At 62.7% G+C, this 13,825-nt stretch carries 14 protein-coding genes and 2 pseudogenes; 9 read left to right on the top strand and 7 right to left on the bottom strand.

All coding sequences use genetic code 11. From position 1 onward, the window contains the following. Positions 1 to 20 precede the first annotated feature (20 nt). The 6 genes and pseudogenes from Tchl_RS15480 to Tchl_RS18185 all read left to right on the top strand — a co-directional run. Positions 21 to 554 (top strand): antibiotic biosynthesis monooxygenase, encoded by a 534-nt coding sequence (locus Tchl_RS15480; protein WP_268810550.1) that lies wholly within the window; start codon positions 21 to 23, stop codon positions 552 to 554. Positions 555 to 589: 35 nt separating this feature from the next. Next, positions 590 to 2,151, top strand: a protein-coding gene (locus Tchl_RS15470) for an IS3 family transposase (RefSeq protein ID WP_103893898.1) whose coding sequence is annotated in 2 segments (ribosomal slippage) — positions 590 to 1,031 and positions 1,031 to 2,151 — 1,563 coding nt in all. Because the reading frame shifts where the segments join, the coding sequence is not laid out codon by codon here. Positions 2,152 to 2,305: 154 nt separating this feature from the next. After that, entirely contained in the window at positions 2,306 to 2,935 is a 630-nt protein-coding gene (locus Tchl_RS15465) for a YbhB/YbcL family Raf kinase inhibitor-like protein (protein ID WP_075149167.1), read from the top strand. A 24-nt stretch (positions 2,936 to 2,959) separates the two neighbouring features. Then, complete coding sequence (nadC, locus tag Tchl_RS15460) at positions 2,960 to 3,835, top strand: carboxylating nicotinate-nucleotide diphosphorylase (protein ID WP_075149166.1); 876 nt, start codon at positions 2,960 to 2,962, stop codon at positions 3,833 to 3,835. Beyond that, on the top strand, positions 3,819 to 4,523 hold the full coding sequence (gene ribA, locus Tchl_RS15455; protein ID WP_083945259.1) for a GTP cyclohydrolase II: 705 nt from the start codon (positions 3,819 to 3,821) through the stop codon (positions 4,521 to 4,523). The genes nadC and ribA overlap by 17 nt, the downstream gene beginning before the upstream one ends. Before the next feature lie 278 nt (positions 4,524 to 4,801). Further along, positions 4,802 to 4,927 (top strand): annotated as a pseudogene (locus Tchl_RS18185) (IS110 family transposase); the annotation flags it as partial. 215 nt (positions 4,928 to 5,142) lie between these two features. Here the strand turns inward: Tchl_RS18185 and istB are convergent. The 7 genes and pseudogenes from istB to cadR form a co-directional block, all read right to left on the bottom strand. Beyond that, positions 5,143 to 5,898, bottom strand: coding sequence for an IS21-like element helper ATPase IstB (gene istB / locus Tchl_RS15445; RefSeq protein ID WP_456300375.1), 756 nt, complete (start codon positions 5,896 to 5,898; stop codon positions 5,143 to 5,145). Continuing rightward, positions 5,871 to 7,487 (bottom strand): IS66 family transposase, encoded by a 1,617-nt coding sequence (gene tnpC, locus Tchl_RS15440; RefSeq protein WP_075146702.1) that lies wholly within the window; start codon positions 7,485 to 7,487, stop codon positions 5,871 to 5,873. Before tnpC ends, istB begins: the two co-directional genes overlap by 28 nt. A 29-nt stretch (positions 7,488 to 7,516) precedes the next feature. Continuing rightward, entirely contained in the window at positions 7,517 to 7,876 is a 360-nt protein-coding gene (gene tnpB, locus Tchl_RS15435; protein WP_083945075.1) for an IS66 family insertion sequence element accessory protein TnpB, read from the bottom strand. Then, the gene (gene tnpA / locus Tchl_RS15430) at positions 7,876 to 8,187 is read right to left on the bottom strand and encodes an IS66 family insertion sequence element accessory protein TnpA (RefSeq protein ID WP_075146703.1); all 312 of its coding nucleotides are present in this window, start codon (positions 8,185 to 8,187) and stop codon (positions 7,876 to 7,878) included. The genes tnpB and tnpA overlap by 1 nt, the downstream gene beginning before the upstream one ends. 77 nt (positions 8,188 to 8,264) lie before the next feature. Further along, positions 8,265 to 8,393, bottom strand: coding sequence for a hypothetical protein (locus Tchl_RS18305; RefSeq protein WP_269745425.1), 129 nt, complete (start codon positions 8,391 to 8,393; stop codon positions 8,265 to 8,267). Beyond that, positions 8,386 to 9,084, bottom strand: a pseudogene (locus Tchl_RS15425) (Mu transposase domain-containing protein); the annotation flags it as partial. The pseudogene Tchl_RS15425 and the gene Tchl_RS18305, both read right to left, overlap by 8 nt. A gap of 45 nt (positions 9,085 to 9,129) precedes the next feature. After that, positions 9,130 to 9,570, bottom strand: coding sequence for a Cd(II)/Pb(II)-responsive transcriptional regulator (cadR, locus tag Tchl_RS15420; protein ID WP_003804130.1), 441 nt, complete (start codon positions 9,568 to 9,570; stop codon positions 9,130 to 9,132). An 85-nt stretch (positions 9,571 to 9,655) separates the two neighbouring features. On the opposite strand from cadR, the gene Tchl_RS15415 reads away from it, so the two are divergent. The 3 genes from Tchl_RS15415 to Tchl_RS15405 all read left to right on the top strand — a co-directional run bounded on the left by Tchl_RS15415 (position 9,656) and on the right by Tchl_RS15405 (position 13,824). Beyond that, positions 9,656 to 12,061, top strand: a complete 2,406-nt coding sequence (locus Tchl_RS15415) for a heavy metal translocating P-type ATPase (protein ID WP_034375348.1) — start codon at positions 9,656 to 9,658, stop codon at positions 12,059 to 12,061. Further along, on the top strand, positions 12,058 to 13,137 hold the full coding sequence (gene lspA / locus Tchl_RS15410; protein WP_075149163.1) for a signal peptidase II: 1,080 nt from the start codon (positions 12,058 to 12,060) through the stop codon (positions 13,135 to 13,137). Before Tchl_RS15415 ends, lspA begins: the two co-directional genes overlap by 4 nt. Positions 13,138 to 13,266: 129 nt before the next feature. After that, the gene (locus tag Tchl_RS15405; RefSeq protein WP_004213590.1) at positions 13,267 to 13,824 is read left to right on the top strand and encodes a recombinase family protein; all 558 of its coding nucleotides are present in this window, start codon (positions 13,267 to 13,269) and stop codon (positions 13,822 to 13,824) included. Position 13,825: the final 1 nt, after the last annotated feature.

The following is a 13,825-nucleotide window of genomic DNA, read 5'->3' as shown; positions in this document are numbered from 1 at the left end:
TCAAGGATCCTGTAACGCTAATGGTCACTCGGGTGCCGAAACCCGGGCGGGAGTTGGAGTGGGAAGTCCTCATGAGCGGAGGGCTTCGTGCGGCTCGCCAGTTCCCTGGCAACCTGGGCGCCACCGTCCTCAAGCCCACCGGAGCCGGGGAACGTGCGTACCGGATTATCGTGAGCTTCGACAGCTTCGCAAGTCTGCGGCAATGGGAGGACTCTGCGCAACGGCTGGAACTGGTGAGGCAGCTCGAATCAGTCGAGAGCGCACCGGTGCTGATCGAGCAGGCGGTGGGTTTGGAAACATGGTTTCAGTTGCCGGCAAACGCCGGTTCGCCCCAGCCGATGATTCCACCGCCCCGCCACAAGATGATGATCGCGAGCGCTCTCGGCGTGTATCTGACGATCACGCCGCTGTTGATGGTGTTGCGACCCGTGCTCGATCACCTGCCGCTTTATGTGGCGACGATGGTACTGGTGCCGATTGCGGTGGTCCTGCTGACCTACATCGTCATGCCCTCGATCACCCCCTCTGGGTCAGAATGGTTGTCGCCTCGATAAAATCTGAAACTCGAGGGCGATAGCGGAAGAACGAAGTGGCCAGATACGGACAAGCATTTAAAGACAAGGTGGTGGCAAGGTTGCTGCCCCCGGAGAGCGCATCGGTGGAAACGGTTTCACGTGAGTTGTGCATCACAGCGGCAACGCTGGAGCGGTGGCGCGCGGATGCGCTGTCCAAGCCCGCTCGCGAGCGGGCTTGGACAGCGCCGGCCCGATTTGAGGCGGTGCTGGCGACCGCGGCGATGGACGAGGCTACCAAGGGCGCGTGGTGCCGCGAGAAGGGCCTGTATCCCCAGGATCTCGAGCAGTGGCGTGCAGCCGCCACGCAGGCGTTGGCCGCCCCGGAAGAGGTGCGCGCAAGCCCGAGCGCCACGAAGGCCGATCGGCGCCGCATCAAGGAACTCGAGCGCGAACTGCGCCGCAAGGACAAAGCCTTGGCCGAAGCCGCCGCGCTGTTGGTGCTGCGAAAAAAACTGTCGGCGATCTTTCCGACGGACAAGGACGAGGACGCATGATCGCCCTGGAAGATCGCCACACACTGGTCCGCAATATCGAGGCGGCTCATGCGGCCGGTGCACGCCTGCGCCCGGCCTGCGAGGAGGCCGGCATCACCGTGCGCACGCTGCAGCGCTGGACCGCCGAGGGGGGCCTTCGCACCGGCGACCGACGGCCCGAGGCCGAGCGGCCGACGCCTGCACATGCGCTGACCGAAGCGGAGCGCGCCCGCATCCTGGCGGTGGCCAACGAGCCGCGTTTCGCCGACCAGCCGCCGGCGCGCATCGTGCCGGCATTGGCCGACGAAGGCATCTACATCGCCAGTGAATCGAGCTTCCAGCGGGTGCTGCGCGCCCATGGGCAAACGCAGCACCGCGGCCGCACCCGTGCGCCCCAGCCCTCGCGCACGCCGACCACACATGTGGCTACCGCACCCGGCCAGGTGTGGTGCTGGGATATGACCTATCTGCCCACGGCAGTGCAGGGACACTGGTTCTACCTTTACCTGATCATGGATCTGTACAGCCGCAAGATCGTCGGTTGGGAGATCCACGACGCCGATGATTCGGACCATGCGGTGTGCTTGCTCAAGCGCACGGCGCTCTCCGAGGGCGTGCACGCCATGCTCGAAAAGCCCGTGTTGCATGGAGACAACGGCAGCACGCTCAAGGCGACCAACGTCCTGGCGCTGCTGCACTGGCTGAGCATCAAACCGTCGTACTCGCACCCGCGCGTCTCCGACGACAACGCCTACGTGGAGTCGCTCTTCAAGACGGCGAAGTACCGCCCCGAGTTTCCCGCGCGTGGCTTCGCCACCCTTGAAGATGCCCGCCAGTGGGGGCGCGACTTTGTGCACTGGTACAACGTCGAGCACCGCCATAGCGGCATCCGCTACGTCACCCCGGCGCAGCGCCATGCCCTCGAGGACCGAGCGATCCTGCAGGCGCGTCACGAGACGTACCTGAAGGCGCGCGAGCGAAACCCGGCCCGCTGGTCCCGCGGCACACGCAACTGGTCGCCGATCGAGGTCGTGACGCTCAACCCGGAGTGCGACGCTGCTATCCATAGCAATGCTGAAGACATAAAGCAGTTGGCTGCATGAATCAGGCGACAACTATCTTGACTTGCTCCGCACCAGACTGTTTCGGCCCTGGCTCTATCGCGAGCGGGCGAACTTGTGAAACCACTACCTCCGGTATCGCCGATGGCGGCGGAATCGGCGATCTGAATGATTCTTGCAACGAGAGGAAATTGTCATGCGACTGACCAGTACCTGCTTTGACGACAATGGAAGAATTCCAGAGGAATGTGCGTTTGCTGCACCTCACCCCGAGACGCATATCGTCCTTTCGGGCAATCTCAATCCCGATCTGGCGTGGAGCGACCTGCCCGCGGGCACCCGATCGCTCGCCATCGTGTGCCACGATCCGGATGTGCCGTCGGTGCTTGACGATTTAAACAAGGAAGGACGGCTGGTCGCCGCCGGAATTCCGCGGGTCGACTTGTATCACTGGACCCTTGTCGATATATCCCCGGAACTGCAAGGTATCGGCAAAGGGGAATTTTCGAACGGTGTCGTTCCGCGCGGCAAGCCTGGGCCGTACGCGCCGCACGGCACCCGTCAGGGGCTCAACGATTACACGCAGTGGTTTGCCGGCGACGAGCACATGGCCGGACAGTATTTCGGCTACGACGGACCGTGCCCGCCATGGAATGACGAAATCCCGCATCGCTACGTCTTTACGCTGTATGCACTCGACACGGCGAAATGCCCACTGGCGGGGACTTTCGGCGCACGCGACGTCATCGAGGCGATCCGCCCGCACGTGCTCGACACCGCGACGCTGGCCGGCCGCTACGCGCTGAACCCCGACGTCGCCGTTTGATGCTCCGATGCAGGAGGAGACGTCATGAGCAACGACAGGAGTTTCGAATCGGAGATCTCGACTTTGGTGCGTGCGGCGCTCGAGGAGGATATCGGGGGGTGCGATTTCACCGCAATGCTGGTTCCGGCGGACCGCCGGGCGCACGCGACGGTGATCAGCCGAGAGCGCGCCGTACTGTGCGGGGCGCCGTGGTTCGAACAGTGTTTCCGAGAGATCGATGGGGCCGTCGACATCGACTGGCGTGCGAAGGAAGGGACCGAGGTGTCGCCCGGGGACACGCTGTGCGAAATCCACGGCAACGCTCGCGCGCTGCTGACTGCCGAGCGGGCCGCACTCAATTTTCTGCAAGCCCTCTCCGCGACTGCCTCCGCGACGCGGGCATACGTGGCAGCAGTGGCCGGAACGGGGGCGTGCATCTACGACACGCGCAAGACGCTGCCGGGTCTGCGCGTCGCACAGAAATACGCGGTGCGGGTCGGTGGCGGACACAACCATCGCATGGGACTCTACGCAGGGGTACTGATCAAGGAGAACCACATCGCGGTCGCGGGCGGGATTGCGCAGGCGCTGCGAGCTGCGGCGGAGATTGCACCCGCCGGGATCCCGCTGCAGATCGAGGTTGAGAATTGCGCGGAGCTCGAGGAAGCGCTCGTGGCCGGCGCCAAGCTCATTCTCTTGGACAACTTCAACGTTGAACAGATGCGCCATGCAGTGCGGATCACGGCAGGTCGGGCGGAGCTCGAAGCGTCCGGGGGGATTACATTGAGCAATCTGCGCACGGTGGCGGAAACCGGTGTCGATCGTATCTCGATCGGAAGCATCACGAAGGACGTCAAGGCGATCGACCTGTCGATGCGGATCGCTCTTCATGAGGGGAGGCCCGATGTTCCAGCAGCCTGAGATCGAAGAGCCCGAAAAGACGGCAGCAGCAGGAGGGGCCGGGCGGAACGATGCTGTCCGCAGCCGGCCGCACCGCGGGGTGCGTTTTGTCGCCTCGAGTCAGCTCCCTACGCGGTGGGGTATGTTCGTTGCGCACAGTTTCATCGATTTGGTTCATAAGGAACACTTGGTTCTGACGATGGGTAACGTCTCTGGCGCAGACCCGGTGCTCGCGCGCATCCATTCGGAATGCCTCACCGGTGACGCGCTGTTTAGCCTGCGCTGCGACTGCGGTCATCAACTGCGCAGCGCGCTGGAGCGGATCGGTGCCGAGGGCAGCGGAGCCCTGCTGTACCTGCGCCAGGAGGGGCGGGGAATCGGCCTGCACAACAAGATCAGGGCGTATGGTCTGCAGGATTGCGGGGCGGATACGGTCGAGGCCAATCTGCGCCTGGGATTTCCGGCAGACGCCCGGGATTATGCGGTCTGCGCTCCTTTGCTGAGGCACATCGGCGTTCGACGGTTACGCTTGATGACGAACAATCCGGCGAAGACGGAAGCCCTGAGCGCGATGGGGTTCGAGGTCGTCGAGCGGGTTGCGTTGCCGGGCGGGAGAAACTCACACAACACAGCCTACCTCGACACGAAGGCCGACCGCATGGGGCATGTTTTCGATGCTGCAGGGGAGTTTGCGGGTACGCGGCCATAATCGAGCGCCCAGTGATCACTTTCATCAAACGGGTGCTCGGGGCCGGAACGGCCTCGAACAGCAGCGGTAGAAGCGGAGAAATCGATCATCGGAGTCGGCGAAAATGGCTGGCTTGGGTGAGCGTGCTCAGAACATCAATTGATCAGATGGTATGGACGCCTCCCCCGGCAACGGGGCCGGCAGGGGCTCTGAAGACGATAGGGGGCCCCTCGCTGCAACGGCATCTGAGTGCCAAAGTGGAGATGTCGATTCAAACCACTCAAGCAGGAGGGGCCATGATGAAGATTAGCGTAATCGGAATGGACATCGCCAAGCGCGTGATCCAACTGCATACCGTCTGTCCCGAGACCGGAGAGATCGGACGCTTCAAGCTCCAGCGCCGCGAGACGCTTGATTTCCGCGCGTGTTGGCGCCGGTCCAATACTGACCAGGTGTTCCGGTTGAATTCTGACCAGGGACGATAGCCGCCTGTCATTGCGGCGACTGTGGATAAGTGTAGCGGATTCTGGGGTGGGAACTCCCTCCTATCTCTCGTTTCGATGTGTTCGGGCGCGTGAAGTGGCGCGGGGGAATCTGCGAAGGGCGTAGCCCGAAGCAGATTCCCCCGCGCGACGCCGACTCAGAACGGCTCAGATGCCTCAGCCTCGCTTGCCGGCGCGGCCCGCCGGGCCGTCTCCCGCGACTGGATGCGTGACTTGGCCGCCGCACTGCTGTGCTGGAAGCGCCAGGACGCGTTGCCGGTCTCGATGATGTGGCAGTGGTGGGTCAGGCGGTCGAGCAAGGCCGTGGTCATCTTCGCGTCGCCGAACACGCTCGCCCACTCGCCAAAGGTGAGATTGGTCGTGATCATCACGCTGGTGTGCTCATAGAGCTTGGAGAGCAGGTGGAAGAGCAAGGCACCGCCGGCCTGGCTGAATGGCAGGTAACCCAACTCGTCCAGGATGACCAGATCGACGTTGCGCAGCGACAGCGCGATGCGCCCGGCCTTGCCGGCGGCCTTCTCCTGTTCGAGCGCATTGACCAGATCCACGGTGGAGTAAAAACGCACCCGCCGCCCATGACGGGTGACGCCCGAGATGCCCAACGCGGTGGCCAGATGCGTCTTGCCGGTGCCCGGGCCGCCGACGAACACGACATTGTGGGCTTGGTCGGCAAAGCCCAGATCGCTCAGTTCGCTGATCAGCTTGCGCTCGACGCACGACTGCTCGAAGTCGAAACCGGCCAGATCCCGGTGCACCGGGAAACGCGCGGCACTCATCTGGTAGCGGATCGAGCGCATCGCACGATCGGTACCCTCGGCCTGCAGCAGTTGCTCGATCGTAAGCGGTAACTGCCCGGCGTCCTTGCCTACTTCGAGATTTCGAAGAGATCGGATCGCAGCGGATTGGCCGCGAAGTGTTGCTTCCACAGCCTTGGGGTGAGCTGCGCCACGTTGGCGGCCGGATGCTGGCCGATGCGCTGGAGCACATCGACCAGGTACGTATAGGGGTCGATGTCGTGCAGGCGGCAGGTGGCGATCAGACTCTGCGCGATGCCCACGTACTTTGCCCCGACCTCGGTCCAGCAGAAGAGCCAGTTGCGACGGCCCATCGGCACCACGCGTAGCGCCCGCTCCAGATGGTTGGTGTCGATCGGCACCTCGGGATCGGAGAGGTACACCTCGAGGGCGGCCCGGCGCTCGCGCACGTACGCCATGGCGGTGGTGAGCGGTGAGCTGGGCAACAGGCCCTGGGATTCGAACTGGGCGTCGACCCAGGCGAAGAACTGCTGGAGCACGGGCTTGGCCTGCGCGAGCCGATGCGCGCGGCGTGCCTCACCGACGAGCCTGGCCTCGCGGATGTGCTTCTCCACCGCGTACAGTTTTCCGATCATCTCCAGCGCCTGGCCCGCACGCTCGGGCTCGAGCGCCTGCGCATCGAAGAACTTCCTCCTCGAGTGCGCCCAGCATTGCGCGTGCGTGAGCCCGCATTTTTCCGCGTAGCGTTCGTAGGCCGCATAGCCATCGGTAAGCAGCACCGCCCCCTCGGGCGGCGGGTCGGTGCCCAGGGTCTGCGCAATGTGCTTGCCACTGCGCCCCTCGTGATAGGCGAAGCAGATTTCGTCACGCTCGCCATAGACCGGCCAGAAGTAGCCGCCCTTCATCTTGCCCGGGCCGGCCCGGCCGGCCTTGATCGGGGTCTCGTCCATCGCCTTGATGCGGCTCGCGCGGATCGAGTCGAGTTGGGCCGTAAAGATGGGTTCGAGCAGCGACAGCGCCCCGTGAGTGAGCTGCGTGAGCCACGGGCGCGAAACCTTGATGCCGTTGTCCCCGAGCCGCTGGTGCTGGCGGTACAGCGGCTGGTGGTAGCAGAACTTGTCGGTGATGAGCCCGGCGACGAAGCTCACATCGGCGCGGCTGCCGCGAATCACCCCCTCGGGTGCCGCCGGGCAGGAAATCGCCTGGGTGTCGAGGCGCTTGATCACCGGACGCACATACTTGAGGATCACGTAGCTGCCCGGGCGCTGTGCCAGGCGGTGACTGACCTTCTCGCCGATCACCTCGAACTGGTCGGCGGTGAGCCCGTCGATTTCCGGGTTCGCCACGGCGATGGTCTCGACCGGCACGCGGGCTTCGTCGAAGAACAGCGCCGATGCGTCGCCCGCCGCGTAATCGGTGGTGCGGGCCCGGCGGGTGTGGGCGGCGATGTCCTTGGCAGGGGGCGGCGGCGAGGATTCGGGCACCGGCAACTCGCCCAGGTTCATCTGATGCGGGCTCGCATCGACGATGCGCTTCTCGCTCTTCGCCCCGAAGAGCTGGCGCCGGAACCACTCGATCTGATGCTTCATCGCCTGGAACTCGAGCTGCAGGGCATCGAGTTGGCGGGCGGCGGCCGCGTTCGCCTGGGCCAGTGCGACGATTTGCTCGGGCGCCCAGCGGGCGGCCTCGGCGGGCGTCGGAACGGTCAGCGAAACGGGCGTCGTCATGGCCGGAATTTTACCGTAAAACCCAGCATTCATGCGGGCTTGGCGGCCACTTCCGGGAGCTTGAAACGGCGCTTGAAGCGCGCCGGCTCGATGCCTTCGAGCAACAGCTTCAGCCCGGTCCAGTCCATCTGGCGAGTGAGCACCCGCGACCAGTCGGACACGAACCGTCCCTGCTCGAGGCGCTTGGCCCACACGCAAAAGCCGCTGCGATCCCAGTACAGCACCTTCATCTGCGTGCCGCGCCGGTTGATGAACACGAACAGCTCGCCCGACAGCGGATCGCACCCAAGTGCGTGGCGGGTGAGCGCGTACAGCCCATCGAAGGACTTGCGCATGTCAACCGGGCGGCCATAGACATGCACCCGCACCGCCCCTTCGGGGAAGAACATCAGCCGCGCACCAGATGCAGCACGACACCGCCACCCAGATCGAGCTTGAGCTCGAGCCGGCCTGCACCGCCGCCAACGTCGACCAGGCCCGCATCGACAAAGCCCGCACGAGCGCACGCATCGCCGCGATCGGCGACGCTCGACGCCTCACCGGCCAGCAGGCCGCGCCAGCGCTCGAAACTCGACTTGCTCAAGCCCTCGCTGTCGCAGAACTGCCGGATGCTCAGACCGCTTGCCGCAAAGCGATCGAACACCGCCCGCCATTCCTCGTGGCCGCGTCGCCGCCATTTGCTCCTCACCGTCGATGCCATCACTGCCAATCCCGTCGTCGTTGAACATGGCGAGAATTATTCAACGATCGCTACGCCGCGAGAAGGACGCCGCTCAGTTACCGGTTACGCTCGATCAGCCAGCGTGAGCTCTGTACCGCCGCACCGTCGTCAGCGCTGATCTCGTTCCAGGCGGCGGCCATGCCGAACAGACGCAGGCTTTTCAGTTCCGCGCCAATATCACGCATGATCGGCCTCCTGTCGTTCGCGCAGGCTGTCGTAGCGCCGCGTGTCGGCCAGCGGCAGCGCCTTGAGTTCGAGACTCGTTTCGACCGATTCCGGTAGGGGCGCCTGGTTCAGCCGTGCGATCACGTTGAGCACATGCTCGATGCTGACCATGCCGGAGTCGAGCACCAGTTCCACGGCCACCAACACCGGCTCCAGGCCGACCTTGGGGACCATCGTGAGTACCTGACTCATCACCCGATCGCCGCCGTCTCGACGCAGCAGCAAGCGCTGCAAGCGCAGGAGTGCGGTGGGCATCTCGGCAAACGGCGCGCCATTGCGCAGCGCACCCGGTTTGCGTTCGAGAAGCGGCAGGTAGTGACGCCAGTCGTAGCAGGTCTGCTCGCGCTCGAACAGACGCGGGTGGCTGGCCACAATCACCTCGTCGAACACGAACTCGATGCACTCCGGGTAGAAGCGCTTGCTGATCAGCTTGCCCGCCAACTCGCACGGCACCGAGTAGTGATTGCGGTCCGCCGTCACCAGGCAGGTGCTCGATACCCGCCCCGGCGCTTCGACGTACCCATCGAAGGGCGCGATCATCGGCATCAGGTGGGCTTGCTCGTGCTCGAGCATCTCGGCAACCGTCAGCGCGTACTGCGGATGGCGCAACTCCTGCCAGAGACTGCGGCAACGGGCCAGCAGCCAGGTGTTGGGGTCGCCTCAGAAAACGGAAAATAAAGCACGCTAAGCCCTTACTTACCCAGATGTTTGACTGTTCGTGGCACTTTCACCATGGCAATTGCAATTGCCCAACCCTTGCAAAATGCCGCACGCCTCTACAGATCGAGAGCCAGAACACTTCTCGCGCAAATCAACCAAGTGCCGTTTTAACTGCAACAGCGCGGACACACGCATTTCCACCTGTTGAATATGGGCCTCCAGCAGCGTGTTGACCTCCCCACAGTCCTGCATCGGGTTGTCTCGCAGACCCAGCAATGCGCGAATCTCGCTCAACGTCATGTCGAGCGAACGGCAATGACGGATGAATTGCAAGCGCTCAATGTGCGCCTCACCGTACAGCCGGAAGTTGCCACCGCTTCGCGCTGGCTTCGGCAGTAGCCCTTCCTTCTCGTAGTAGCGGATGGTCACGACCTCGCACCCAGAGCGCTTGGCGAGGTCGCCAATTCTGATTTCCATGCATCAATCTCCAATTATCACTTGACTCTATAGTGACTATAGAGATTTTAATGGAGGCTGAATAGAAGATTTTCAGGAGTTACTCATGAGCGAATGCGCTTCAAAGGGGTGTGGCTGCACGACTGAGCCGATCATCCAACCCACGGCACCGGCCCCGCTGGCAACCGGATCGGCTCAAGCGGTGTACCGCATCGAGAACATGGATTGCCCGACCGAAGAGGCGCTGATCCGAAGCAAACTGGCCGGTCTGGCGGGGGTGGCGGGTCTTGAATTCAACCTGATGCAACGTACCTTGGCCGTGCGACACGAATTGCCTTCGTTGTCTCCCGTCGAGCAGGCGCTGAAGGCCATCGGCATGCAAGCTGTGCGCATGGATCAGGCGTCGGCCGAGCAGACGACCAAGCTGTCCATTGCCAAGATGGATTGCCCGACCGAAGAGACGTTGATCCGCAACAAGCTCGGCACCGTGGCCGGTGTTGCTGATCTCGATTTCAACCTGATGCAGCGCACGCTGTCGGTACGCCATGCGAACCAGGTTCTGCCAGACGTGCTCGTGGCACTGCAAGCGCTTGGATTCGAGGCGCAGGTCGTGGACACGGCAGAGGTCGCATCTCCATCCGCCGCCCCTGTGACCACGCCGACCAACTGGTGGCCGCTGGGCATCTCCTTGGTCACTGCATCGGCGGCCGAGGCGGTCTACTGGCTCCACAACGGCAATCACTGGTCGGTTGTCGTTCTGGCGCTTGTCGCGGTCTTCACGGGTGGCCTCTCCACCTACAAGAAGGGGTGGATTGCGCTCAAGAACCGTAATCTCAACATGAACGCCCTCATGTCGATTGCGGTCACGGGTGCCATGTTGATCGGCCACTGGCCCGAAGCGGCAATGGTGATGGTACTGTTCGCGCTGGCCGAGGTAATCGAAGCCAAATCGCTGGATCGCGCTCGTAACGCTATCCGTGGCCTGCTCGACCTGACCCCGGAACAGGCCACGGTACAGCAGGCTGACGGCACATGGCGCGAGGTGGGCGCCAAGCAAATCACCATCGGCGCCCGCGTCCGGGTCAAACCAGGTGAGCGCATCGCCCTTGATGGTGAGGTGCTGGAAGGCCGCTCTGCCGTCAACCAAGCCCCGATCACGGGTGAAAGCCTCCCGGTCGAAAAATCCCCCGGTGATTCGGTGTTCGCTGGCACGATCAACGAATCCGGCTCGTTCGAGTACCGCGTCACCGCCTTGGCCAACAACTCCACTTTGGCCCGGATCATTCACGCGGTAGAGGCTGCGCAAGGTAGTCGTGCGCCGACTCAGCGTTTTGTCGATCAGTTCGCCCGCTGGTACACCCCCGTTGTATTCGGCGTTGCCATCGCCGTCGCGTTGTTGCCGCCGCTGTTCATGGGTGCGGCATGGCTCGACTGGATCTACCGTGCATTGGTTCTGCTGGTGGTCGCCTGCCCGTGCGCACTGGTGATCTCTACACCGGTCAGCATCGTCAGCGGCCTGGCCGCCGCCGCCCGCCACGGCATTCTCATCAAAGGTGGCGTCTATCTGGAAGAAGGCCGCAAGCTGCGCTGGCTGGCTCTGGACAAGACCGGCACGATCACGCACGGCAAGCCCGCACAGACCGACTTTGTCACATGGGGCAATGCACTCGCCTCGGACAGCCGCAGCATCGCTGCCAGTCTGGCGGCCCGCTCGGACCATCCTGTATCCAAGGCGGTGGCACAGGCCGCGCAGACGGACGGGGTTGCCTTGCTCGACGTGGCCGAATTCAACGCGCTGCCCGGTCGGGGTGTGCAAGGCCAAATCAACGGTGCGACCTACCATCTGGGCAACCACCGGATGCTCGAAGAGCTGGGGCAGTGCACACCAGAGCTGGAGCAGCGCATCGCTGCGCTGGAAACCGCTGGCAAGACCGTCGTGATGTTGGTAGGCGCAAAGGCGGTACATGCCTTATTCGCCGTAGCGGACACCATCAAGGACAGCAGCAGGACCGCCATCGCCGAGCTGCACGCACTGGGCATCAACACCATGATGCTGACCGGCGACAACCCCCATACGGCACAGGCCATTGCCGCACAAGCCGGAATCGACCGTGCGCAAGGCAACCTACTCCCAGATGACAAATTGCGCGAAGTGGAGCAACTGGCCCGAAGCGGCAAGGTTGGCATGGTCGGTGATGGCATCAACGATGCCCCGGCCTTGGCGCGTGCGGACATCGGCTTTGCAATGGGAGCGGCTGGCACAGATACCGCAATCGAGACCGCCGACGTGGCCCTGATGGACGACAACCTGCGCAAGATTCCGACCTTCGTGCGCCTGTCGCGTGCGACGGCGCAGGTGCTGATGCAAAACATTGTGCTGGCCCTTGGCATCAAGGCAGTATTTCTGGTGCTGACCTTCACGGGTCAAGCGACCATGTGGATGGCGGTGTTTGCTGATATGGGGGCCAGCTTGCTCGTCGTTGGCAATGGCTTGAGGCTGTTGCGCAAATGAGCTGGAAATTCTTTCTCTACGACTGGGGTGGTCTGAACATCGCGTTGTTCCAAGCCATCAACATGAGCACACCTGCAGCGCTGGAACCGCTGGCATCGTTCTTCAACCTTGTGATAGGCAACTACTGGACTGCACCACTGATGCTCTTGGCGATGTGGGGATGGTCAAAGTCGGCACCTGACCCAACGCGGGCCGATGCCATCCGGTACAGACTCAGAGTCTTTAGCGTGGCCTTTGCGTTGGCATTTCTCGTCGCCACCATCTTGAAGCTATGGATCGACTTTCCACGCCCGCCTGCCGTTTTTGGCGACATGGTGCGCGTTATCGGGGGCATCGAACGACACTACAGCCTGCCCAGCGGGCATGCCACCTATGCCGCGCTGGTGGTCGGCGCGCTCTGGCCTTTGATAGGCCGTCGTGGCCGCATCGGCTTGGTGTTGTACGCCGCATTGGTCGGTTGGTCACGCATCGCAGCCGGAATGCACTTTCCTGCCGATGTGCTGGCGGGGTGGGTACTTGGATTGAGTTGCACGGCGCTCGCCGGGTGGCTGATGCCGCTGGCCGTCCCTGTGTGGCAATCGGCTCGCCGCACATCGACTTGGGTCTGGTTCGCAGTGGCCGCCAGTGCTGTCATGACCGATCAGCTCGCAAAGTTCGCCATCACCCGCACGTTTGCCTACGGTGAACAGGTCGAAGTCACGCCCTTCTTCAACTTCGTCCATGTCCTGAATCCCGGCGCGGCATTCAGCTTTCTGGCGAACGCTGGCGGCTGGCAACGTTACTTTTTCATCACGCTGGGCCTGGTCGTTTCTGCTTGGCTGGGACGCATGCTGTGCCAGCAATTGCCCCGTCTCGAAGCGATGGGATACAGCCTGATCCTCGGCGGTGCGCTGGGCAATGTCGCGGATCGTGTGCTGCGTGGACAGGTTGTTGATTTCCTTGACTTCCATTGGCGACTTGCGCACTGGCCCGCCTTCAACCTCGCTGATGTGGCGATAACTATCGGAGCGCTCTGCCTGTTCTTGACGGTTGTACCGAAAAGCAGTAAAGGCACAGAGGCCGAGGTGTCCGGTTAAGCTATACCCTAACCTGATGTCAGATGCTTGGCGCAAAGCACGTCAGAATAGAGTTGTAGTTTGTATTTATTGACACAAGCCGCCAAGGGTAATGGATTTCATCCTGACACTTTTACCTTTGGAGGCACCTTGCAAGGTCAACGCATTGGCTATATCCGCGTCAGCAGCTTCGACCAGAACCCTGATCGGCAACTGGAGCAAATCGAAGTCGGTAAGGTATTCACCGATAAGGCTTCCGGCAAGGACACGCAACGTCCCGAACTTGAAAGGCTGCTGGCCTTTGTGCGCGAGGGCGACACCGTGGTGGTGCACAGCATGGACAGGTTGGCACGCAATCTCGATGACCTGCGCCGCATCGTTCAGGGGCTGACACAACGGGGCGTGCGGATGGAGTTTGTCAAAGAAGGGCTGGCGTTCACCGGCGATGACTCACCGATGGCCAATTTGATGCTGTCGGTCATGGGGGCTTTTGCGGAGTTCGAGCGCGCACTGATCCGCGAACGCCAGCGCGAGGGAATCGTGCTGGCCAAGCAGCGCGGTGCCTACCGGGGACGAAAGAAATCGCTGAACAGCGAACAAATTGCCAAGTTGAAACAGCGAGTCGCGGCAGGCGATCAAAAAACCTTGGTGGCCCGTGACTTCGGCATCAGTCGCGAAACCTTGTACCAGTACCTGCGGGAAGACTGAT

The sequence above is a fragment of the Thauera chlorobenzoica genome, from assembly GCF_001922305.1.
In the GTDB taxonomy this organism is placed as follows: domain Bacteria; phylum Pseudomonadota; class Gammaproteobacteria; order Burkholderiales; family Rhodocyclaceae; genus Thauera; species Thauera chlorobenzoica.
This window is presented reverse-complemented; position numbering and strand designations above follow the sequence as displayed.